Here is a 23,860-nt window from a genome sequence, read left to right on the forward strand (position 1 = left end):
GCCCTCGGGCGCCCGTTGCTGCGCAACAGGAACCCTCACCCGCAATGACCGCCCTGCCCTGCCTGCCGTTACATTGCCGGGAGCGCCCGCGTTAATGGGCCTGCTCGCGCAAACCCGTCCGCGCCGGCTGCGGCGCCCGGACCTGCCGGTGCTCGCGGTGCTGGCTGTGGCGGCAGCAGTGCTGATGCCGATCCTGGTGCTGGCGCTGTCCTGGCTCGGGGACGAATCAGAGGTATGGCAGCACCTGGCACAGACGGTGCTCACGGACCTGGTGCTGAACACCCTGCTGCTGGTGGTCGGCGTGAGTGCCGGCGTGCTGCTGCTGGGTATCAGCCTGGCGTGGATGGTGTCGGCGCTGGAATTTCCCGGGCGGCGTTTTTTCGATTGGGCGCTGTTCCTGCCGTTGGCTGTGCCCGCCTATGTGCTGGCGTTCGTGGCGCTGGATACCTTTGACTATGCCGGCCCGGTGCAGCGCTTTCTGCGCGAGGCGGTGCCGGCGTTCAGCGGCGGCAGCGCCCGGCGTCCCTGGCTGGTGATCCTGACGCTGTCGCTGGTGTTCTATCCCTACGTCTACATGCTTGCCCGCACCGCCTTCATGGCGCAGGGCCGTACCTTGATGGAACAGGCGCGCATTCTCGGGCTTGGCCCCTATGCGGCGTTCTGGCGTGTGGCACTGCCGATGGCGCGGCCGGCGATCGCGGCGGGTCTGGCGCTGGCGCTGATGGAAACGCTGGCGGATTTTGGCGCGGTGGCGGTGTTCAACTACGACACCTTTACCACCGCGATCTATAAGAGCTGGTATGGCCTGTTCAACCTCAACGCGGCGGCGCAGCTGGCGTCGCTGTTGCTGGTGTTCGTCTTGCTGACCCTGGCGCTGGAGCGGATGGGTCGTGGCCGCGCACGGTTTGAGCCACAGGGCGCACGCCAGGCGCATCGCGTGCGTCCACGCGGCTTCATTCCCTGGCTGCTGACATTATTTGCCGGCAGTGTGTTCCTGCTGGCGTTCGCCCTGCCTGTCGGGCGGCTGGTGTACTGGGTGTTCGACAGCGCCTGGCGTGATCTGGATGCGCGCTATTGGGGCCTGATCTGGCGCACGCTGGTACTGGGCAGCGGCGCGGCGCTGGTAACGGTGACGCTGGCGCTGTTGCTGGGCTATGTGCGCCGCACGCGCCAGCACCGGCTGCTGCATGTGGCGGTGCGGGGCGCCACAGTGGGCTACGCGATGCCGGGGTCGGTGCTGGCGGTGGGCATTGTGCTCAGTTTTGCCGCGATAGATCGTTTTCTCACACAGACTTTCGGTGTCGGGCAGGTGCTGATGGGCGGCCTGCTGGCGTTGCAGATGGCGTATGTGGTGCGTTTTCTGGCGGTGGCCTTCGGGCCGGTGGAAACCGCATTCGAGCGGGTGCGCCCGCGCCTGATCGATGCCGCGCGGACCCTCGGTGCCAGCCCGGCAGAGACCGTACGACGCATTTATCTGCCGCTGCTGACGCCTGGTGTGCTGACCGCGTTGCTGCTGGTGCTGATTGATGTGATGAAAGAAATGCCCGCCACGCTGCTGCTGCGTCCGTTCGGCTGGGACACGCTGTCGGTGCGGATTTATGAGATGACCGCCGAGGGCGAGTGGGCCCGCGCGGCACTGCCCTCCCTGAGCCTGATCCTGGCCGGCTTATTACCCGTTTATTTGCTGATGCGGCGAACGCGCGTGCACTGATTCGCTGTTTTACAGATTCTTACTCTCCCGTTACATGGCAGATACGCTATTTAACAAAGCACCGCAGACGTGCGCGCCTGCCTCTGCCACGCTCCTGAACCTTCACACCCCGATCACATTTCCGGGGTGTCGGGGTGGTTCCGATTACATCCGGTCACCATCGAATAACAATTATCAGGAGCAGTACGCATGTCTGCATCACGTCGATATGGCCGTCTGGCCTGCTGTACGGGTGGTTTGTTGTTGAGCGTCATGATCACAGCCCAGGCCAACATGGGTAATACCGCCACCACCTACGGCGTTCTTCCTACCGATATCGCTTCCGCTCAGGCACTTTCCCTGTTCAACAGTCAGGTGTCTGCCACGTATTACAACCCGGCCTACCTTGCCGCCGACACGCGCGGCGAGCTGACTGGCGGCCTATTTCACGCTGATCACGAATTGCGGGTGAACAGCCAGGGCGGTCCGCAGCCGATAGTCCGTGCCGGCGGTGATGTGCTGGAGGACGATCCCTCACAGCAGGTGCTGATCGGCATGAAAACCAACCTCACCTCGCTGACGCGTTACGACCGGCCGTTGTATCTCGGTTTCATGGCGGGTGTGGAAAAGTACGGCAAGGAAATGATGGCCTTCAATTCGCAGACGTCGCAGGAAGGCCAGTTCTTCAACTACGGGCGCCAGCCACTGTTCCTGAATATCGGCGGCGCCATGCAGCTCTGGCGCGGTATCGATGTGGGTGTGTCGGCACGCGTCACCCTGCATTCCTCTGCTGACCTGAGCGCGCGCACTGATCTGGCGGGCAACACCCAGTATGAAGCGCTGTCGGTGGAGGCCAAGCCCGTGTTCCGCCCGATTGTCGGCGTCAACATCAACTGGGGTGAAACCCTGTGTTCGCAAACGGATTGCTGGCTCGACAATCTGGAAACTGCGTTTTCCTATCGCGGTTACTCCAATACGCACACCAGCGTCAAAGCCAACACCGTCATTCCCGGCACCATTCCGTCGCCGGGCCTGACGCTGGCGATCAAGACGCTGGATTCCTTCCAGCCGGAAATCATTGCCGCCGGTGTGCAGTACCGTTTCGGGCGCGCGCGGGTCGGCTTTACCGGCGAAATACAGCGCTGGTCGCGGCTGGAAGACGAATTCGAGCGTGACACATTGAAAGACCAGGCCAACCTGTCGTTCCGCGATATCTTTATTCCGCGTCTGGGTGCCGAGTTCCAGGTGAATGATATTTTCTCCGTCACCACAGGTGTGGCGTATGAGAAATCAGCACTGAAAAGCGACCGCTCGCTGGATGTGAATTATCTCGATAACGACCGTCTTGTCGTCGGCCTGGGTGTCAGCGCCGAATTCAAGAACGCACCGATTCTGGCCTATCCGGTACGCCTGGATGTGGGCTACCAGTACCACCATCTGCGCGACCGTGACTTCGATCTGGTCTCCAGTGACCCGAACGTGACGACCAACCCGTATGAAACCGTGACCGCCGATGGCGAAGTCCACGTGTTCAGCGGTTCCATCACGCTGAAATTCTGATGGCGCGCATCGAGGAGCCTGTTATGACAAAGCACAGCATACGCTGCGCCGCGTTGCTCGCGGCAACATTGCTGGTCAGCGCCTGTGGTGGCGGCAGCACGCAGCGCACCAGCACAGACAACTGGGACCATGCCCGGCTGGAATACAGCTTTCCCTATGACACGCAACAGGAAGTGTCCACCCGCGCGCCGGTGGCACTGCGTTTCTCGGACGCACTGACCGACACCGCGCCGGGTGATGCCGTACAGATTCTGGACGCGGCGGATCAACCCGTGGCATTCACCGCCGACACCGTGGACGACGGACGCAGCCTGGTGCTGACGCCGCTGAACCCGCTCGATCCGGCGGCGGCCTATCGCATCGTGCTTGGCACGTTGAACACCAGCGCAGGCGAGGCACGCGTACCGGCGGAGGGCATCCATTTCCGTACCCGGGCGGCTATCCGTGGCGGACGTGACGCGATGACGGTGACGCCGGATGACAGCGGCGGCTTTGTGATCAATCGGGTTATTCCCGATGGTGATGTACTGCCGGTGATGGATTTCTCCAGCTTCCGTGTGCAGTTCAGCCAGCCACTGGCGCGTGCGAGTGTGCGTTACGGCGACACGGTGTCGCTGACCGATGGCGACGGCACGCTTGTGCCGGCGGCGGTCCTGGTAAAAGGACACTACCTGACGCTGGACCCGACAGCAGACCTGACACCGGGTGAAACCTACCAATTCACCGCCGGTGCAGGGTTGCGCAACGTGTTCGATGAGCCGTTCACCGAAACCAGCCTGAGCTGGACGCCGAAGGATTCTGCGCCGCGTGAAATTCTGGTGCAACGCGCCGCAGATTCGCAGGACGGCACCATTCTTTCGCCATTGACCGGCGCCCCTATCAACAGCGTGCCGGTGAATGCGTTGCTGCTGGGGGATGAATCCAGCTCGCAGCAACAGGGCGACGTGCATGCAGAGCTGGCGTTCGTGCCGAACTTTCCGGACGTGACGCCGCTGCGTGTGCCGCGTGGATCGCTGCTGCGTGGTTCCTCGGTAACGGTGGACATCGCCGGCCAGGTGCCGGCGGGATTTGAGACCGGCGAAATCAGTGTGCGCTTCGTCTCCGACGCCAGCGGTTTCCTGCTGCCGAACCGCTACACGCAAGCGGAAGATTCCCCGCGCCATGTGCAATTGTTCATGGATGTGGCGATGACGGCAGAAAATCCGGAAGCCAATGGCGCACTGAGCCAGGACCTGTTGCACCTGGAACTGGCCGGCACCGCCATCGTGGAAGACGGCGTGTTGGTGATCAACGCCATCGGTGTGGTCGAGCCGGAAGTGCTGGGTCTGGAGCAGGCCTGGGGCGTGCTGTCGTTCCGTCTGGAGGCGTATGCCGATCAGGGTAATGCGCCAGCGCCGGAGATCGACAGTGAACCACCGACGCTGCAGTCCTGGGTGCCGGGGGATCGTCTTCGCCAGGTGAAAGGCGGCGACCCGATGATTCTGAATTTCAGTGAAGCCCTGGATCCTGCCACGCTGGAAGGCGCCATCGGTGTCAGCATCAATGGCGCGGCCACAGATGACGTGAGCTGGTACCTGGACGGTGCCTCCGTGGTGCTGCGCCCGCAGGGCGGCCTGGCCTATAACACCGATTACGAAATCACCCTGAGTGACCAGATCGCTGATCTGGCCGGCAACACCCTGGCGCCGGAAACACTCACCTTCCGTACCGACACCTATATCGGTAACGGCGATCGCGCGCCGTTTGCCCTGACGGCCTATCCGGGCTTCCCCTGTGCCATCGAAAGTGGCAGCGCCGACCTGGCCAATGATATCCAGGGCACCTGTGTGACCAAGGAAGCCGGCACCGCCGGTGACGCCCTGCCGGTCACCTCGCTGCCCGCCAACCGCGCCATCCGCGTACGTTTCTCGCAATCCATGGATGCAGACAGCATCACGCTGGGCGAAAGCTGTGACACCGGCACCTTCCGGGTCGAGCGGGTGAACAACAGTGGCGTGTGTGAAGACGTGGTGCCCGGCACACTGTCCGTTGCCGAGCGGGGTGTGACCTTTGAGCCGGACAGCGCATGGGAAGAGGGCGTTCTGTATCGGTATGTGCTGGCCTCCGATAGCTCGCCGACCTGCGGCACCAATGCCATCTGTTCGGTGTTCAATGCCCCGCTGCAGACGGCCATGTTGCGCGAGAATGATGCTCTGGCCGGCGGGCCACCGATGCAGGTGTACTTCCGTGGCACGGCTGTCACTGACAGCGTAATGCAGACACTGTCCAACCTGCCGACCGCCGATGTGAACGCCAACTTTGTGCTGGATGACGGCGAGCAGGGCGCCGTGGAAGAACCGCCGGGCAGCGGTGTTTTCCCGACACCGGCGAACGCCACACAGGTACTGGAAGTGTCCGGCGGTGGCCTGGTCGGCAAGGTCAACGTCGGCTGTGGCTTCTCGGGTATTGGCAACACACCGCAGACCTGCCCGGGCGAGAAGTTCATTTATCTCACCGGGGCGCTGGATGTGGACATCCTGGGCTGGGATGAGGCAGAAGGCGCGATCGCGGTGAATATCTATCCGACGCTGCTGATGACCTCTTCGCTTCGCACGTTCGCCACTATCCTGGGTATTTCGCAGGAAATTCCCACCGGCCCGCAGGTCATGCGGTTGCGCTACGCGCCGGATGACAATGGCGAACGCACCCGGCCGATTCCCGGCTGGATTCGTACTGGCCCAACGGGCCCGGTGTTCGAAACATCGCTGGACCTGTACCTGGATGCGCCATACCTGCATCCGCCGCTGGGCTTGTCGCACAACCTCAAGAGCTATCCGCTGGACGGCTTGAGTCTGAGTGGGCCGATCACCTTCCTGGAAGACGGCCGCATGCAGATCGAACAGGTCAGCCTGGGTGGATTGCCGATCAACGTGAGCATTGCCGGCGGCGCCGCCAGTGTGAACCTGCGCATCCCGGAAGGCGGTGTGAACCTGACCTACATCAGTGCTCCGGTGAAACAGTAACACCCATGTAACTGACGGCTCCTTTTCCGGCGTGCCGGGGAAGGAGCCGTTACATTCCGGCGTGCACACTCATGCCAGCGAATGATGCCGTGATACTCCCTGCCATACCAAACTCCCAGTACAGCGCCGGCCATTCGGCTGGCGTTATTACAATTCATTGCACGGCCTTACACGAAAGCGACAGGGGTTAATAATCTGCCGCTGAACAGGCGTGCACGGCGTGTCAGTCTCCCTCACAACCGCGCTCTGATTTCGGCACTCGCTCTGTGCCGATACCTGCGACAGATGGCGCGGCAGATAATAACGAGAGGGAGTGACTCCGATGTCAGCCATTGAATCCGTCCGCCGTGGCACCGTGCGCCGCGCTGCTCAACCACTGACCACCATCGCTTGTGCGAGCCTGCTGCTGGGTGCCGTTGTCCCGGCCGTGGCGAACATGGGCAACACGGCTACCACCTATGGCATCCTGCCGATGGACATTGCGTCCGCGCAGGCAATGTCGATGTTCAATACCCAGGTGTCGGCGACCTACTACAACCCGGCCTACCTGGCGCGTGACCAGCGCGGCGAACTGACCGGCGGCCTGTTCCATGCCGAACATGAACTGCGGGTGGAAAGCCAGGGCGGCAGCAATCCGCCCGTGCGCAGCGGCGGCGATGTGCTGGATGACACGCCTTCGCAACAGGTATTGATCGGCCTGAAGACAGATATCTCCTCCATCACCAAATATGACAAGCCGCTGTATCTCGGCTTCATGGCCGGCATTGAAGAATTTGGCCAGGAGATGCTCGCCTTTACCTCGGAGACCTCCGATGAAGGCCAGTTCTTCAATTACGGCCGCCAGCCACTGTTCCTGAATGTGGGGGCCGGCATGAACGTGTGGCGCGGTATTGATGTGGGCGCCTCGCTGCGCGTTACGCTGCATGCAGATGCAAGCATGCGCACGCGCAGCACCCTGGCCGGCGAAACCAGCGCCGAAAGCCTGAAAGTGAAAGCCAAGCCGGTGATGCGGCCGATTGTCGGCATCAACATTCGCTGGGGTGAAACCTTCTGTTCGCAGACCCCCTGCTGGATGGACCCGATTGAAACGGCGCTGGTCTACAAGGGCTATTCCAATACTCGCACCAAGGTCAGCGCGAACGCCGTGATCCCCGGCACCATCCCGCCGCCGGGGCTGGACCTGGCGATCCAGACGCTGGATTCCTTCCAGCCGGAAATCATCAGCGCCGGCCTGTTGTACAACTGGGGCCGCGCACGCATCGCGCTGGCCGCGGAAGTGCAGCGCTGGTCGCGTCTGGAAGAAGAGTTTGAGCGCGATACGATCAAGAACCAGGCCAATATGCAATTCGAGGACATCGTGATCCCGCGCCTGGGTATCACCTATCAGGTGTCCGACATCATCTCCGTGACCACAGGCGTGGCCTACGAAAAGTCACCGCTGGAAAACCGCGAGTCACTGGATGTGAATTACTTTGACAACGACCGTTACGTGTTCGGCCTCGGTGGCAGCCTGGAAATCAAGAACCCGCCGATCCTCGCATTCCCCATGCGGCTGGATTTTGGCTACCAGTATCACATGCTGCGTGACCGTGATTTTGACCTGAGCCGCAGCAGTGAACCGAACAATCCGTATGAAACGATCACCGCCGACGGGGACGTGCATGTATTTGCCGGCTCCGTCACGCTGAAGTTCTGAGGAGGACGGCATCATGAAAACAATAACGCGCTATCTGCCGTTGCTGTTGGCCGGCCTGTGGCTGACCGGCTGTGGCGGTGACGGTTCCCAACGGGTCACCTTCCCCGGCAACAATCCTGGCGGCGAGCTGTTCTATACCTATCCCGACGCCGGCCAGGACGGGGTGTCTGTGCACGCACCGCTGGTGCTGCGTCTGTCAAAACCCGTGGTCAATGGCGACAGCCTGGACGACAGTAATGTGCGCCTGAGCCGCGATGGTGATGACGTACCGATCGATCTGGAACTGGTCAGCGATGACCAGAGCCTGGTGGTGCGCCCGCAGGCACCGCTGGCGTTCGGCACCACCTACCGGCTGGATGTGACGGGCCTGCAGGGCGAGGCCGGTCCGATCAGCATTCCCGGCAACGGCTTCGAGTTCACCACGCGCCTGGCCGACAAGGGGCCGAAGTCGCTGCGCGTCTCCAGTGACCAGTTTGTCCTGACGGGCATGTTCCCGGACGGCGATACGCTGCCACTGCTGGATTTCTCCACCTTGCGCTTCCAGTTCAGCCAGCCGATCGATACCGCCAGTATCGTCTACGGTGACAGCCTGGCGCTGGAAGATGCGGCCGGCACCCTGGTGCCGGCCACCGTGCTGGCCAAAGGGCGCTTCCTGACCATCGACCCACTGGAGGATCTCACCGCCGGCACGCGCTACACACTGCGCTTCAGTGGCAATGTCACCAGCCTGTACGACGCAGCACTGCAGGCGCCGTTCGATGGTGGCTTCACCTATCATTTCCTGCCGGGCGATACCACGCCACGGGAAACCATGGTGCTGCGCGCGCCGGCCACCGGCGAGCCGTCACAGCTCACCGGCGAAACCATCAATCTGGTGCCGGTGATCGCCACCCTGCTCGGCGACGAAACCCAGTCGCAACAGCAGGGCGACATCTACAACGAACTGGCGTTTGTGCCGAATTTCCCCGATGCGACGCCACTGCGTATTCCGCGCGGCAGCCTGCTGGCCGGTGATGCGCTGGAAGTCAATATCGGCGGCGTCGTCCCGGCCGGTTTCGATTCTGGCGAGGTGGTGGTGCGTTTCGTTTCCGATGCCACCGGCTACCTGTTGCCGAACCCCTACAGCACCGCCGAGGACGCCCCCCGGCAACTGCGGGTGTTCATGGACATCGCCATTGCCACGGCCACGCCGCAGGCCAACGCCGCGTTCAACCAGGATGTGCTGCATCTGGAACTGATCGGCCAGGCCATCGTCGAGGATGGCGTACTGGTGGCCGATGCGCTGACGGTGGTGGAAAGCGAAGTGCTGGGCCTGGAAACCGCCTTCGGCACACTCAGCTTCCGCATGGAAGCGTATGACGACCAGCTCAACGCGCCGCCACAGCCCGAGGACACCACACCGCCGCAACTGCAATCCTGGATGCCCGGCGCCAGCCCGTTCCAGGAGAACAGCGACAAGCAGCGCCCGGGTGACCCGATCGTGCTGCACTTTGACGAGCCGCTGGACCCGAACAGCCTGGACGGCCAGATCACCGTCACCGAAGACGGCGTGCCGGTGGCGTTTGATCATTATCTGGATGGCGTGGCGCTGGTGCTTCGCACCGACCAGGACTACGGCCGCACCTATGCCGTGACCCTGGGCAACGCCATCACCGATCTCGCCGGCAACGCCCTGGACGCGCAGACGGTGTCGTTCATCATGCCCACCTATGCAGAGGGCCCGGCCGCCTCGCCGTTGCCGTTGACCACCTACCCGGGCTTCCCCTGCGTGACCACCGCGCGGGACCTGGCCAACGACAACGCCGGTTATTGCCTTGGCGGCATGGCCACCGATGATCGCCTGCGCCTGCCATCCATGCCAGCCAACCGCGACATCGAGGTGCGCTTCTCGCAGGTCATGAACCAGGACAGCTTTGTGCTCGGCCAGAGCGTGCGTGTGGAGCGCGTGGACGCAAATGGCACCGCACTGGGCGATGTGCCGGGGCGCCTTGCCCTGTGGGCGCGTGAAATGCGCTTCATCCCGGATGCGCCCTGGGAAGAGGGCGTGCTGTACCGCTACACGCTGGCCTCCAACGGCAATATCCAGGGCAACGCCTGCACCCCTGGCAGCATGATCTGCTCCGAGGCCGGCCTGCCGCTGAAAACCCGCGTGTTGGCCCAGACGGTTGCCCAGGCGCCGACACTGGATGGCGGCGGCCCGAACCTGGAAATCTACTTCCGTGGCGCGCCGGCCACCCGCTGGGTGCGCCAGCCGCTGGGCAACCTGCCCACGGCTGACGTGAACAGCAATACTGTGCGTGACCCGGATGAAGACAACGCCGTGGACAACCCGGTGCTGACCGCCAATGGCGCCCGCCTGGAAGTGACCGGTGCCGGCGGGGCGGTCACCGCCGCCGAAGTAGGCTGTGAGCCGGGTGAAGAGTGTCCGCGTGACAAATACATTTACCTCACCGGTACCCTGAACGCCGATGTCGTCGGCTATCGCAGCCCGGATGAGCTGGACCTGACCGACCCGTCGCTGCCGCCGGAAGTGGTCAGCAATGGCGGCGTGCTGGTGTACCTGTACCCGACCGCGCTGCAGACCACCAACGTGGTGGTCTATGCCGACGCCGCCATCGGCGAGGCTGACCCGGCCAGCACCGGGCCGCAGACCATGCGCATGCGCGCCACCTGCGATGCGCGCAGCGGCGGCGCGCCAAACCCGCCTCACTCGGCTGCCATTGCAGCGTGCGGGGAGGGTGAGCACGGGCTGGTGCCGGGCTGGATCATCGAAGGCAATAACGGGCCGGAATTCACCACCAGCCTGAACCTGTACCTGGATTCGCCGCAGCTCAACCCGATGGTGAAGATCCTGCCGGCGCCGCTGGGCGACCTGCTCGGCATCGTCGACAACCTGCTCGGCACGCTCGGTGGCCTGCTCGGCCTGCCGCAACCGCCCGCCATCAACGACCTCTTGGCGATCCCGCTGACCCACAACCAGCGCAGCTACGGCTTTGCCCTGAGTCTGCGCGGGCCGATCACTTTCTACGACGATGGCCGTATGCAGATCGAGCAGTTCAACGAGTTCGATGTGCCGCTGAACGTGGAGCTGAGCGCGCTGGGCGTTCTGGACGCCGAGGTGCAGTTGATCATCCCGGCCGGCGGCACCAACCTGAACTACATCTCCGGAGCAGTGAAACGCTGAGCTGCCCTGAAAACCCCGTGTCATCCGGCCCTGGCCGGCTGGCACGGGTGTCCGGCCAGTCGCCTCCCCGCCTATGACCACCCCCGTCATCTCATGTAGAATGCGCGGCACTGATGACGTCGCCGCAGGAACGCGCATGGGACACCGCACCCCCCTTTACGACCGGCACCTGGACCAGAATGCCCGCATGGTCGATTTCAGCGGCTGGGACATGCCGGTGCACTACGGCTCGCTGCTGGAAGAGCACCATGCCGTGCGCCACAGCGCCGGGGTGTTCGATGTATCGCACATGACCGTGGTGGACGTGGCCGGCCCCGGCGCCCGAGACTGGCTGCGCCACCTGCTGGCCAACGACGTTGACCGTATACCGGTCGGCCGCGCGCTGTATTCGGCCATGCTCAACCCGGACGGCGGCGTGATCGACGACCTGATCGTCTACCGCCGTGAGCAGGATTACCGCCTGGTGGTGAACTGCGGCACCCGCGAAAAAGACCTGAACTGGATGACGCTGCAGGCCGAAGGTTTTGAGGTGACGCTCACCGAGCGCGCGGAGCTGGCCATGCTGGCCATCCAGGGCCCGACCGCCCGGGCGACCCTGGCCGGCCTGCTCAACGGCCGCCGTGGCGAAATCATCAACGAGTTGAAAGTGTTCGCCTTTGCCGAAGACGGCGACTGGATGATCGCCCGTACCGGCTACACCGGCGAAGACGGCGTGGAAATCATCCTGCCAGGCGATGACGCCGTGGTGCTGTGGGTGCAGCTGATGGAAGCGGGCATCCGCCCCTGCGGCCTGGGGGCACGTGACACCTTGCGCCTGGAAGCGGGCATGAATCTCTACGGCAACGACATGGACGAAGCGGTCAGTCCGCTCGAAGCCGGCATGGGCTGGACACTGAGTTTTGACGGCGAGCGTGACTTCATCGGCCGCGCCGCCCTGGTGCAGCAACAGGCCGCAGGCCACAGCGTGCAGGTTGGCCTGATCCTGCAGGAAAAAGGTGTGCTGCGCGCGCACCAGAAAGTCATCACCGGCGCCGGCGAAGGCGAGATCACCAGCGGCACCTTCTCGCCGACCCTGGGCGTCTCCATCGCACTGGCCCGTGTGCCGGCCGGCAGCACCGGCATGGCAGAGGTGGAAATTCGCAACAAACGGCTGCCGGTCCAGATCGTGCGGCCGCCGTTCGTGCGCAATGGCAAGACCGTCTACACACAGCAGTAGTTGTGCAACTGCTGCGAGCCGTTTAATCAACATCAGGGATTACAAGGGACAACAGCCATGAGCGATATTCGTCCGGAGTTGCGTTACGCCGCCAGCCACGAGTGGATCCGTCTTGAGGATGACGGCACCGCGTATGTGGGTATCAGTGACCACGCCCAGGACGCCATGGGCGATCTGGTGTTCGTGGAACTGCCGGAAGTGGGCCAGAAGCTGGAAACCGGCGACGAAGCCGGCGTGGTGGAATCCGTCAAAGCGGCCTCTGACATCTATGCCCCGGTGTCCGGCGAAATCGTCGCCGTCAACGACGCCCTGGAAGACACCCCGGAACTGGTCAACCAGGACCCCTACGGTGACGGCTGGCTGTTCCGCCTGCGCATCAACGACAAGGCCGACCTGGATGAACTGCTCAGCGCCGATGAATACCGCGAGCAGCTTGAAAGCGAAGACTGATCTGCATTGCCCGCCCGCTCACCCGCCCTCGCGCGGGTGAGCCCCGAACCCCAGCGAAGACAGCGATATGCCGTACATTCCCCATACCGAGGACGATGTCCAGGCGATGCTGGCTGCCATTGGCGCCAACAGTATCGAGGACCTGTTCGATGAAATTCCCGCCCACCTGAAGGCCGGCAAGCTCGAAGCCCTGCCCGACGGCCTGTCGGAAATGGAAGCCACCGCCCTGATGGCCGCCCGCGCCCGCCAGGATGCCGGCGCACTGTGCTTTATCGGCGCCGGTGCCTACGAGCACCACATTCCGGCGGCGGTATGGGAAATCGCCACGCGCGGCGAATACTACACCGCCTACACGCCGTACCAGGCCGAGGCGAGCCAGGGCACGCTGCAGACCATCTACGAATACCAGACGCTGATGGCGCGCCTGACCGGCATGGACGCCAGCAATGCCTCCGTGTACGACGGCGCGTCCGGCCTGTCCGAAGCGGTGCTGATGGCGTTGCGGGCCAACCGCAAATCAAAATCCAGCCGTGTGCTGGTGCCGCAGACCGTGCACCCGCGTTACCGCCAGGCCACCGACGCCATCTGCTCCAACCAGAATGTCGAGCTGGTGTCCGTGCCGTTCGACAGCGCCGCCGGCCTGACCGCCGTCGAGGCCCTGGCGCCGTTTGCGGGAGAAGATTTTGCCGCGCTGGTGATCCAGCAACCGAACTTCTTCGGCGCACTGGAAGATGTGCATGCGCTGACCGACTGGGCGCACGCCAACAATCTGCTGGTGATCGCCGTCACCAACCCGACCTCGCTGGCATTGCTGGCGCCGCCGGGCGAGTGGGGCACGCAGGGTGCCGATATCGTCGTCGGCGAGGGCCAGCCGCTGGGTGTGCCGTTGTCCTCCGGCGGCCCTTACTTCGGTTTCATGTGCTGCAAACAGCAACACATCCGCCAGATGCCGGGGCGCATCATCGGCCGCACCGTCGACCTGGAAGGCAAGCCGGGCTTTACGCTCACCTTGCAGGCGCGTGAGCAGCATATCCGCCGCTCCAAGGCGACCTCGAACATCTGCACCAACCAGGGGCTGGCGATGACCGCCGCCACCATTTACGCCTCGCTGCTCGGGCCGGATGGCCTGGAGGCCGTCGCCGCGCACTGCCACGCCAACACACGCGCGCTGGTCAGCAAGCTGACGGCGGTCAACGGTGTGAGCGAAGTCTTCAGCGCGCCGGTGTTTCACGAAGCGGTGCTGCGCCTGCCGCGCAAGGCCGCCGACGTGCTGGCCGCGCTGGCGCAGCGCAATATTCTCGGCGGTTACGATCTCGGCCAGGATTACCCCGAGCTGGCCGACTGTGTGCTGATCTGCGCCACCGAAACCCGCGTCGAGGCCGATCTTGATGCCTACGCGGCGGCACTGAAGGAGGTGCTGGCATGAGCGAGACACTGAATCATCAACTGATCTACGAATTGTCGCGCCCCGGCCGCCGTGCCAGCGCCCAATCGCCGAAAGCCCTGCCCGCCGAGGCGCTGGCGGACATTCCCGCCGCGCTGCGCCGCCAACAGAAGCCGGGCCTGCCGGAAGTGTCCGAATTGCAGGTGGTGCGCCACTACACCAATCTGTCGACGCGCAACTTCGCCATCGACAAGCAGTTCTACCCGCTCGGCTCCTGCACCATGAAATACAACCCGCGTGGCGCCAACCGCGCGGCGATGCTGCCAGGCTTTCTCGGCCGCCACCCGCTGGCCCCGGAAAGCCACAGCCAGGGTTTCCTGGCCTGCATGTTCGAGCTGCAGGAATTCCTGAAAGAAGTGACCGGCATGAAAGGCGTGTCCCTCACGCCGATGGCCGGCGCCCAGGGCGAGTTCGCCGGTGTGGCGATGATCCGCGCCTACCACGAAGCCCGCAACGACGATGCCCGCACCGAAATCCTGATCCCGGAAGCGGCCCACGGCACCAACCCCGCCACCGCGGTCATGTGCGGCTACAAAGTGCGCGAAGTGCCGGTGAACAAAGACGGCGACGTGGACCTGGAAGCGCTCAAGGCCGCCTGCGGCCCGCAGACCGCCGGCCTGATGATGACCAACCCGTCCACCTGCGGTGTGTTCGAGCGACAGATCGACGCCATCGCGAAAACCGTGCACGAAGCCGGCGGCCTGCTGTATTACGATGGCGCCAACCTGAATGCGATTCTCGGCAAAGTGCGGCCGGGCGACATGGGCTTCGACGTCATCCACATGAACCTGCACAAGACCTTCGCCACGCCGCACGGCGGCGGTGGTCCCGGTGCCGGCCCGGTGGGTGTCAGCGAGCGTCTGACGCCGTTCCTGCCGACACCGATCGTTGGCAAAGACGGCAACACGTATCGCTGGCTGGACCAGAACGACCTGCCACAAAGCATCGGCCACCTGTCCGCCTTCATGGGCAATGCCGGTGTGCTGCTGCGCGCCTACTTCTACGCCCGCGTGCTGGGCCGCGAAGGCATGATCCGCGTCGGCGAATACTCCACCCTGGCGGCCAACTACCTGCTCAAGCGCCTGGAAGCCATCGGTTGCACACCGGCCTACCCCAAGCGCCGCGCCAGCCACGAGTTCATTCTCACCTTCGCCAAAGAAGCGAAAGAACTGGGCGTCTCGGCGATGGATATCGCCAAGCGCCTGCTGGACTACAACCAGCACGCGCCCACCACCTACTTCCCGCTGCTGGTGCCGGAGTGCTTCCTGATCGAGCCGACGGAAACCGAAACCAAAGAAGCGCTGGATGAATTTGTCGACGCCATGGTGAAGATCCTGGCCGAGGCAAAGGAGAATCCGGACCTGTTAAAAGGTGCGCCCTATACCCAGCCGGTGCGAAGGCTGGACGATGTAAAGGCGGCCAGGGAACTGGACCTTATCTGGAAAGACACAGCGTGAACGAAAGCCCGGCGATGCCGGGCTTTTGCTATGTGCCGCGAGGGCGGTGGCAACGATGATCATGAGGCAATGACATGAACGCACAACAAAAAACAGCATTGCTGGCGGTCCTGGCATCCCGTTTCGAGAAAAACAAGGGCCGGCACAAAGGCCTTCAGTGGGAAAAGATTGAAGCGAAGCTCAAAGGCAATGAAAAAAAGCTCGTGTCGCTCAATGAAATGGAATCCACCGGCGGCGAGCCGGATGTGATCGGTTATGACAAAAAGACAGATGAATACCTGTTCTGCGATTGTTCTGCCGAAACCCCGAAGGGACGGCGCAGCATCTGCTACGACCGTGAAGCGATGGATACCAGGAAGGAACACAAGCCGAAAAACAACGCCATGGATATGGCATCCGCCATGGGCGTTGAGCTCCTCACCGAGGTGCAGTACCGGGCGCTGCAAAAGCTGGGCGAATTTGACACGAAGACATCCAGCTGGATCCAGACGCCCGAGGCGATACGCAAACAGGGCGGAGCGCTGTTCTGTGACCGCCGTTATGACACGGTGTTTGTCTATCATAATGGCGCGCAGTCGTATTATGCGGTAAGGGGATTTCGGGGATTGTTGAGGGTATAACCACTTTTCTGTGCAAGGGAGAGCCCATGGACATGCTTCCCGCACTGCTCTGGGGCCTGCTGGCCGGCAGCTCTCTGCTGGTGGGGGCGCTGCTGGGCTGGTTTGCCTCGCCTTCGGCAAGGATCACCGCTGCTGTCATGGCGTTCGGTTCCGGTGTGCTGGTGTCCGCCATCGCCTTTGAACTGATGGAGGAGGCGCTGCACAGTGGCGGGTTGCTGCCGTCGGTGACGGGTTTTCTTGCGGGTGCGGTGGCATTCACGGCCGGTACCCTGATGCTGGCCGCCAGCGGTGCGCGACATCGCAAGCGGTCCGCCGGGGTTGCTGGTGCCGGAGGGGCGGCGGCGCTGGCCATCGCGCTGGGGTCAGTCTTTGACGGTATTCCGGAATCGATGGTGATTGGCCTGAGCCTGCTGGATGGCGGCTCGGTGTCGCTGCCGATTGTCGCCGCGATTTTCCTGTCCAATGTGCCGGAGGGCATGTCCAGCGCGGTGGGCATGAAACGCTCCGGCCTGTCGAAGCGGTATGTGTTCGGCCTGTGGAGTGTGATCGCGCTGCTGTGCGGCATGGGGTCGCTGGCGGGTTATGCGCTGTTCGATACGGCGCCGCCGGAATATGTGGCGGTGGCGCAGGGGGTGGCGGCGGGCGCCATGCTGGCGATGATCGCCGACACCATGATTCCCGAGGCGTTTGATGCAACGCACAACGCGGCGGGCCTGATCACGGCAACGGGATTCGTCACGGCGTTTGTGCTGTCGCATCTCGTGTAGTTGGCGCGCCAGCGTCCGGCGGTGCCGCTATACTGTCGCCTTCCGGTCACGCTACGGGCCTGGTGCCATGAAACTGACGCAATACAGCGATTATTCCCTGCGCGTGCTGATCTACCTGGGTATACAGGCCGAAGAACTCAGCACCATCAGCGCCATCTCGGAAAGCTACGGTATTTCCCGCAACCACATCGTCAAAGTGGTGCACCAGCTCGGCCAGTTGGGTTACGTGGAAACACTGCGCGGCAAGCACGGCGGTCTGCGCCTGGCGCGCAAGCCGGCAGAGATCAATGTCGGTGAAGTGATCCGCCACACGGAAGCGAGCATGAGCCTGGTGGAATGTTTTGGCGATCGCAATGCCTGCGTGCTGACGCCGCACTGTGTGTTGCGCACGGCATTCAGCGAAGCGCTGGAGGCGTTTCTCGACGTGCTCGACAGCTACACCCTGGCCGACCTGATCAGCCGCAAGCGCACCCTGCGCCGCGACCTGCTGCCGGTGGTCACCGACGCCACGCCCCGGCCGGCGAAATAACCCGCCTCAGCCGGGCCGCCCGTCCGCACGCGGCGCCGCGAGCACCGGCACATAGCGCACCAGGAACACACTCCACGCCAGCACCCACAGCGCCGCCGCCAGCCACAGGCTGCCCTGCCAGGGCACCGCGCCCAGCCCCGCCAGCACGCGCAGCAGGCCCGCGGCCAGTATCGCCAGATAACCCCACAGCATGCCGGGCAGCAGGCGCAGCGGCCGGCCGGTGTGGCCCATCGACACCCGTGTGATGACGCCGAGGATCATGCTGCCCATGGCACCGGCGCCCAGCGCGTGGACCCAGGCCGTGGGCGCCACCGGCGCGCCAAGCCGGCCCAGAGCCCACAGCATGTAGCCGAGCACCAGCCAGGCATGGCCCAGGTGCAGGATCCACAGCAGCGGTTCCCGACGCACCCGCCAGCCGGCCCAGCCGGCCAGCCGCACGCCCGTCACCAGCGCGGCCAGCAGCCCCACGGCGCCGGCCGCCGGGCCGCCCTGGCCGGTCAGCTCCAGCACCACCACCGCCACACCCGCGCCCAGGCCGGCGATGTCCAGCGGAAGGTAGCGCCGCACCCGGTCCGGGCTGTCGCCATGCTGACGCAGCCAGTTAGCGGTGAAGGCCGGAGTGATGCGCCCGCCGATGACCAGGATCAGCACGGCGGCGAGCAGCACCAGCCCATGCAGAAAACGCGCGTCGCCGGTGGCATGAAAAGCCGCATCCAGACCCCAGAGCGCCAGCAGCACGGCAATCGGCAACGCCTGCCGGGGCTGCCGTGCCCGCCATACCCGCCGTGCCACGATCAGGGCCACCAGCGGCAGAAAGGCGAGATCCATCGCCACCGCCACGCCGTACCAGGCGGGGCCGGACAGCAGGCCCAGGCGGGCGCCGAGCCACAACGCCCACAGGCCCAGCAGCGCGCGCCCGGCCACCGGCGGCGTGCCGGTCCAGTTGCAGACGGCGGTCAGCAGGAAACCCGCGATCGCCGCATTGAGAAAGCCCACCGTCATCTCGTGCTGATGCCAGAGCAGCGCCGGCAGGGCCGGCGCGCCGCCGCCACCGAGCAGCCACCATAACCACAGCGGCACCAGCGCCGCGGCCGCCAGCGCGGTGGAGACAAAGAAGATGCGGAACGGGAACGCGAAAAGGGTCGTGACCGATTGCGCCAAAGAACGGAAAACATGATCCATGACAAGGTGCCTCGGTGTCATTTCGGCATGCTGGTTAATGGATAGATGCATTTTATATGCATCTTTACTGGAAATACCAACCCCGGATGAGTGCATGCAGCAGTGAAAAGCGAGGTCGGCAATAAAACATGTATTGATAATGCATGTTTATGGGGGTATTTTCTCTGTGCCTTCCTGGCGCTTGCCGAAACACTGTTCATGGATCAACAAAAGAGGACCCGATCATGGCCCACTACCGCACACTCTGGTGGACGCTGATTGCCGTGCTGGCGGTCACGTTCGCGCTGCTTGGCTACTTCGGTACCGAGGTATATCGCCAGGCTCCACCGATTCCCGAGCGGGTCGTGACCGGGGACGGCACCTTGCTGATGACGCGGGACGATATCCTGTCCGGCCAGAGCGCCTGGCAATCCACCGGCGGCATGCAACTGGGTTCGGTCTGGGGGCACGGCGCCTATCAGGCACCGGACTGGAGCGCCGACTGGCTGCACCGCGAACTGGTCCACTGGCTGGACCTGGCCGCCGTGGAACGCTACGGCCAGCCCTATGAGGCATTGAACAGCGAGCAGCAGGTGATATTGCGGCAGGCGGTGCGCGATGCCTACCGGACCAATACCTATGACGCGGCCACCGGCACGCTGGTGGTGTCCGGACGCCGCGCCCAGGCCATGGCGCAAACGGCCGCCTATTACGCCGACCTGTTCGGCAACGCACCCGAATTGCGCGGCACGCGGCAAAGCTACGCCATGAAAGAAAACACCCTGCCCAGCGAAAGCCGCCGGCAGGCGCTGACGCAGTTTTTCTTCTGGACGGCCTGGGCCGCGGGCACCGAGCGCCCGGACAGCGGCGCCACCTACACCAACAACTGGCCGCACGAGCCATTGATCGACAACGTACCCACCGCCGAAAACGTGGTCTGGTCGATCATCAGCGTGGTGTTGCTGGTGGCGGGCATCGGTTTTCTGATTTTCGGCTGGGCGTTCCTGCGCCGGCATGACGAAGCGGATCCGCCGGCACCGGCGCAAGACCCGCTGTCGCTGGTGTCGCTGACGCCTTCCCAGCGCGCACTCGGCAAGTACCTGTTTCTGGTGGTGGCGCTGTTTACCTTCCAGGTTTTTCTGGGCGGCGCGGTAGCGCACTACACCATCGAAGGGCAGCACTTCTATGGTTTTAACCTGTCCACGTATTTTCCCTATTCACTGCTGCGCACCTGGCATATCCAGAGCGCACTGTTCTGGATCGCCACCGGCTTCCTGGCCGCCGGCCTGTTCCTGGCACCGATCATCAACGGCGGCAAGGACCCGAAATACCAGAAACTCGGCGTGGACGTGCTGTTCTGGGCGCTGGTGGTCGTGGTGGTGGGTTCCTTTATCGGCAACTACCTCGCCATCGCGCAGATCATGCCGCCGCACCTGAACTTCTGGCTCGGCCATCAGGGGTACGAATATGTGGACCTGGGCCGTCTCTGGCAGATCGGCAAGTTCACCGGCGTGGCGTTCTGGCTGGTGCTGATGCTGCGCGGTATCGTGCCGGCCATGCGCCAGCCCGGCGACAAGCACCTGCTGGCCCTGCTGACGGCGTCGGTGGTGGCGATCGGGCTGTTCTACGGCGCCGGTTTCTTTTATGGCGAGCGCACGCATCTGTCGATCATGGAGTACTGGCGCTGGTGGATCGTGCATCTGTGGGTGGAAGGTTTCTTCGAGGTGTTCGCCACCACGGCCCTGGCCTTCATTTTCTACAACATGGGGCTGGTATCGCGCACGGTGGCCACCGGGGCGAGCCTGGCATCGGCGTCGCTGTTCCTGCTCGGCGGTGTGCCCGGCACCTTCCACCACCTGTATTTTGCCGGCACCACCACGCCGGTGATGGCGGTGGGCGCGACCTTCAGTGCGCTGGAAGTGGTGCCGCTGGTGGTGCTGGGCTACGAAGCCTGGCAACACAGTGTGCTGCGTGAGCGGGCCGCCTGGATGGCGCAGGTGAAATGGCCGCTGGCCTGCTTTGTCGCTGTGGCGTTCTGGAACATGCTGGGCGCCGGCGTGTTCGGCTTCATGATCAACCCGCCGATCTCGCTGTATTACATCCAGGGCCTGAATACCACGCCGGTGCATGCCCACTCCGCGCTGTTCGGTGTGTACGGTTTCCTGGCGCTGGGGTTCGTGCTGCTGGTGCTGCGATACATTCGCCCGCAACTGCAATTCAATGACCGTCTGATGCGCAGCGGTTTCTGGCTGCTCAATGGCGGCCTGGTGCTGATGGTGTTCACCAGCCTGTTGCCGATCGGCCTGATCCAGTTCCACGCCAGTGTCAGCGAGGGCATGTGGTATGCCCGCAGCGAAGCCTTTATGCAGCAGGACATTCTGCAAACACTGCGCTGGATACGCACCGTCGGCGACGTGGTGTTCATCTTCGGCGCGCTGGCGGTGTCCTGGCAGGTGGTATCCGGCCTGCTGTTCCCCTGGCGCGCGGCGGTGTCGCCGGGCAGCGAATCGGTGGCCTGAGGCGGCCCCGCGGGCGCCGGCCAGGCCGGCGCCCGCGGATGCGGCTTGACCTCAACCAAGCCTGAGGTGCCAGCCTTGCCGCACCTGTTTCGCCGCCGGAGTGCCGCCATGTCGTCAGGCGATGACCATCGCGCCATTGAGGGCCTGATCAACGATTACGCCGAAGGGTTCCGCTCGCTGGATGCCGCCCTGCTGACCCGCATCTGGGACAAGGGCTACCGGGACATCATCTACACGCCCATCGAGCACGCGGAGCCGCTGCGCGGCTGGCCGGCCATCGCGGCCTATTATCAACGGCTGACCACCTTGTTTTCCCGCGTCCTGCTGATGCAGATCGGCGACCTGGACATCGACCTGCTCGGTGACACGGCCTATGCCTTCTTCACGTTCCGTTTCGTCGGGGAAATGCACGGCGAGCCGGGGCCGTTCCAGACACAGGGGCGCAACACCGTGCTGTTCCGGCGCACCGGCGCGGGCTGGCGCGGCATTCATTACCACGAATCCGCCCGGCCGGGCCGGCACTGACGGCGGCGCGTTTTCCGGTTACACTGCGCGCTGCCGCGCTTTTCCCCACCCGTATACCGTGAGATCCGCCATGCCTGAGCAACACGCCGCCCGCCTGCGCCTGAAACGCGGTGAAGAACGCCGTCTGCGTTCCGGCCACCTGTGGATTTATTCCAACGAGGTGGATATCGACAAGACACCGTTGAAGAGCCTGGAGCCGGGCAGTGAAGTCGTGGTCGAGGATCATCGCGGCAAGCCGCTGGGGCGCGCTTATGTGAATCCGCAGTCGCTGATCTGTGCGCGGCTGATCAGCCGCAACCCGGAACAGGCGCTGTCGTCCTCGCTGTTGAAGAAACGGCTGGAGCAGGCGATCAGTTTTCGCGACCGGCTGTTTCCGGAGCAATGCTACCGCGCCGTGTTCGGCGAGGCGGACAGCCTGCCGGGGCTGGTGATCGACCGTTACCGCGACGTGTTTGTGCTGCAGGCCGGGACCGCCGGCATGGAGCGGGTGCAGGAGCAGGTCGCGCATATTCTGCAAACCCAATACGATGCCCGCGCGGTGATCGCCCGCAATGAAAGCAGCATCCGTGAACTGGAAGGCCTGCCGCAGTACACTCGCGCGCTGGTGGGTGAATTGCCGCAGGAAGTGAGCCTGACGGAAAACGGCGCCGACTATTTTGCGCCGCTGGAAGCGGGCCAGAAAACAGGCTGGTTTTATGATCACCGTGCCGCACGCCGCCGCCTCGGGCCGCTGGTCAAAGACGCGCGCGTGCTGGACGTATTCGCCTACTGCGGTGCCTGGGGCGTGCTCGCTGCGCGCGAAGGCGCCCGCGATGTGGTGTGCCTGGATTCCTCGGAAACCGCGCTGGAATACGTGCACCGCAACGCGCAGGCCAATAATGTGGCGGACAAGGTACAGACGCTGCATGCGGATGCGTTCGCCGGCATGAAGGAACTGATCGGTGCAGGCGAGCGCTTCGACGTGGTGATTATTGATCCGCCCGCGTTCATCAAGCGCCGCAAGGATCTCAAGAACGGCATCGCCGGCTATCACGCCATCAACGAACTGGCGTTGCGGCTGGTGGCGCCAGGCGGCATCCTGGTGTCGGCGTCCTGCTCGATGCATTTGCCGGCGGACCAGCTGCTGGACGTGGTGCGTTCCAGTGCGCGGCACATCGACCGCTTTGTGCAGGTCTTTGCCAGCGAAGGCCAGGCAGAAGATCACCCGGTGCATCCGGCCATTCCGGAAACCCGTTATCTGAAAAGCTGGTTCGTGCGCGTGCTGATGAACGGCTGATTGATCCGGGCGTCCGGTGTCGGGCGCCCTCCCCCGTTTCCTTCCTCTCCCTATTTCATGATCCCTGCGCGGCGTGCCGCCTGCGCGGGTATTTTCTGTGCGTGACAGACAGGAGGTTGATGATGCATTTATCCAGAGCGGTCGTTCTGAGCGGTGGCCCCGGTGCGGGGAAGACGACGTTGCTGAATGCGCTGGGCCAGGCCGGTTTTCCGGTGGTGCCGGAATCCGGGCGCGCGATTATCCAGGCGCAGCAGCAACAGGGAGGCCGCGCATTGCCGTGGGCGGACAGACAGGCCTTCGCGCGTGCAATGCTGGCCCGGGACAGCGCGCACTATGCGGCGAACGATGACGCGGAAGGCTGGGTCTTTTTCGATCGGGGCATTCCGGATATTCGCGGTTATTGTCGTGTGGCAGAGATTGAAGAGCCGCCGGCGCTGGATGACGGCATCACCCGCTGTCGCTATTACCCCACGGTCTTCCTGGCGCCACCCTGGCCGGCAATTTATGCGCAGGATGCGGAGCGCAGGCAGGATTTCGCCACAGCAACGACCACCTTCGAGCATATGCGTCGGGTATACACCGAATCCGGTTATCGCACGCTGCTGCTGCCGTGTTGTGACGTGGCCGGTCGGCGCGATTTTGTGCTGCGTGCGCTGGAGGCTGGCAGCGGAACTGCATCACAGCAGGGCACGGGTGGCGTGCCGTCCGCCGGGCTTTAACTACTGTTTACAAGGGTGTGCCGGAACCCTGCTGTAAGGTGACGG

Annotated in this window: 17 protein-coding genes; 16 read left to right on the plus strand and 1 reads right to left on the minus strand. The window is 63.8% G+C overall.

Annotated elements, in window-relative coordinates:
• The first annotated feature begins 94 nt into the window (after nucleotides 1–94).
• From S7S_RS00995 to S7S_RS01050, 12 genes are all read left to right on the plus strand, one after another.
• Nucleotides 95–1,711: an ABC transporter permease gene (locus S7S_RS00995; protein ID WP_008736089.1), complete on the plus strand. Its 1,617-nt coding sequence runs from the start codon at nucleotides 95–97 to the stop codon at nucleotides 1,709–1,711.
• 252 nt (nucleotides 1,712–1,963) lie between these two features.
• Nucleotides 1,964–3,250, plus strand: coding sequence for an OmpP1/FadL family transporter (locus S7S_RS01000; RefSeq protein ID WP_008736091.1), 1,287 nt, complete (start codon nucleotides 1,964–1,966; stop codon nucleotides 3,248–3,250).
• A 23-nt stretch (nucleotides 3,251–3,273) separates the two neighbouring features.
• Entirely contained in the window at nucleotides 3,274–6,252 is a 2,979-nt protein-coding gene (locus S7S_RS01005; protein ID WP_008736093.1) for an Ig-like domain-containing domain, read from the plus strand.
• Nucleotides 6,253–6,574: 322 nt separating this feature from the next.
• Nucleotides 6,575–7,948: an outer membrane protein transport protein gene (locus tag S7S_RS01010; RefSeq protein WP_008736095.1), complete on the plus strand. Its 1,374-nt coding sequence runs from the start codon at nucleotides 6,575–6,577 to the stop codon at nucleotides 7,946–7,948.
• Nucleotides 7,949–7,961: 13 nt separating this feature from the next.
• Nucleotides 7,962–11,132 (plus strand): Ig-like domain-containing domain, encoded by a 3,171-nt coding sequence (locus S7S_RS01015; protein ID WP_008736097.1) that lies wholly within the window; start codon nucleotides 7,962–7,964, stop codon nucleotides 11,130–11,132.
• Between the two features lie 136 nt (nucleotides 11,133–11,268).
• Nucleotides 11,269–12,348, plus strand: a complete 1,080-nt coding sequence (gene gcvT / locus S7S_RS01020) for a glycine cleavage system aminomethyltransferase GcvT (RefSeq protein WP_008736099.1) — start codon at nucleotides 11,269–11,271, stop codon at nucleotides 12,346–12,348.
• Between the two features lie 57 nt (nucleotides 12,349–12,405).
• Entirely contained in the window at nucleotides 12,406–12,798 is a 393-nt protein-coding gene (gene gcvH, locus S7S_RS01025; protein WP_008736102.1) for a glycine cleavage system protein GcvH, read from the plus strand.
• Between the two features lie 67 nt (nucleotides 12,799–12,865).
• A complete protein-coding gene (gene gcvPA, locus S7S_RS01030; protein ID WP_008736104.1) occupies nucleotides 12,866–14,224 on the plus strand; it encodes an aminomethyl-transferring glycine dehydrogenase subunit GcvPA in 1,359 nt (452 codons plus the stop codon).
• The gene (gene gcvPB / locus S7S_RS01035) at nucleotides 14,221–15,699 is read left to right on the plus strand and encodes an aminomethyl-transferring glycine dehydrogenase subunit GcvPB (RefSeq protein ID WP_008736106.1); all 1,479 of its coding nucleotides are present in this window, start codon (nucleotides 14,221–14,223) and stop codon (nucleotides 15,697–15,699) included. Before gcvPA ends, gcvPB begins: the two co-directional genes overlap by 4 nt.
• A gap of 74 nt (nucleotides 15,700–15,773) precedes the next feature.
• Nucleotides 15,774–16,319 carry a DUF4256 domain-containing protein gene (locus S7S_RS01040; RefSeq protein WP_008736108.1) on the plus strand — a complete coding sequence of 182 codons (546 nt, stop codon included), beginning with the start codon at nucleotides 15,774–15,776 and terminating at the stop codon, nucleotides 16,317–16,319.
• 26 nt (nucleotides 16,320–16,345) lie between these two features.
• Complete coding sequence (locus S7S_RS01045) at nucleotides 16,346–17,086, plus strand: ZIP family metal transporter (RefSeq protein WP_008736109.1); 741 nt, start codon at nucleotides 16,346–16,348, stop codon at nucleotides 17,084–17,086.
• A gap of 67 nt (nucleotides 17,087–17,153) precedes the next feature.
• Complete coding sequence (locus tag S7S_RS01050; protein ID WP_008736111.1) at nucleotides 17,154–17,615, plus strand: RrF2 family transcriptional regulator; 462 nt, start codon at nucleotides 17,154–17,156, stop codon at nucleotides 17,613–17,615.
• A 6-nt stretch (nucleotides 17,616–17,621) separates the two neighbouring features.
• Here the strand turns inward: S7S_RS01050 and S7S_RS01055 are convergent, their stop codons facing one another.
• Complete coding sequence (locus S7S_RS01055; protein ID WP_041025841.1) at nucleotides 17,622–18,797, minus strand: NnrS family protein; 1,176 nt, start codon at nucleotides 18,795–18,797, stop codon at nucleotides 17,622–17,624.
• Between the two features lie 224 nt (nucleotides 18,798–19,021).
• On the opposite strand from S7S_RS01055, the gene S7S_RS01060 reads away from it, so the two are divergent.
• From S7S_RS01060 to S7S_RS01075, 4 genes are all read left to right on the plus strand, one after another.
• A complete protein-coding gene (locus S7S_RS01060; protein WP_008736114.1) occupies nucleotides 19,022–21,295 on the plus strand; it encodes a nitric-oxide reductase large subunit in 2,274 nt (757 codons plus the stop codon).
• Between the two features lie 108 nt (nucleotides 21,296–21,403).
• Nucleotides 21,404–21,820, plus strand: a complete 417-nt coding sequence (locus S7S_RS01065) for a YybH family protein (RefSeq protein WP_008736117.1) — start codon at nucleotides 21,404–21,406, stop codon at nucleotides 21,818–21,820.
• 70 nt (nucleotides 21,821–21,890) lie between these two features.
• Complete coding sequence (locus S7S_RS01070) at nucleotides 21,891–23,096, plus strand: class I SAM-dependent rRNA methyltransferase (protein WP_008736119.1); 1,206 nt, start codon at nucleotides 21,891–21,893, stop codon at nucleotides 23,094–23,096.
• A 122-nt stretch (nucleotides 23,097–23,218) separates the two neighbouring features.
• Entirely contained in the window at nucleotides 23,219–23,815 is a 597-nt protein-coding gene (locus S7S_RS01075) for an AAA family ATPase (protein ID WP_144401721.1), read from the plus strand.
• The last annotated feature ends 45 nt before the right edge of the window (nucleotides 23,816–23,860 follow it).

The sequence above is a fragment of the Isoalcanivorax pacificus W11-5 genome, from assembly GCF_000299335.2.
Taxonomy (GTDB): Bacteria; Pseudomonadota; Gammaproteobacteria; order Pseudomonadales; family Alcanivoracaceae; genus Isoalcanivorax; species Isoalcanivorax pacificus.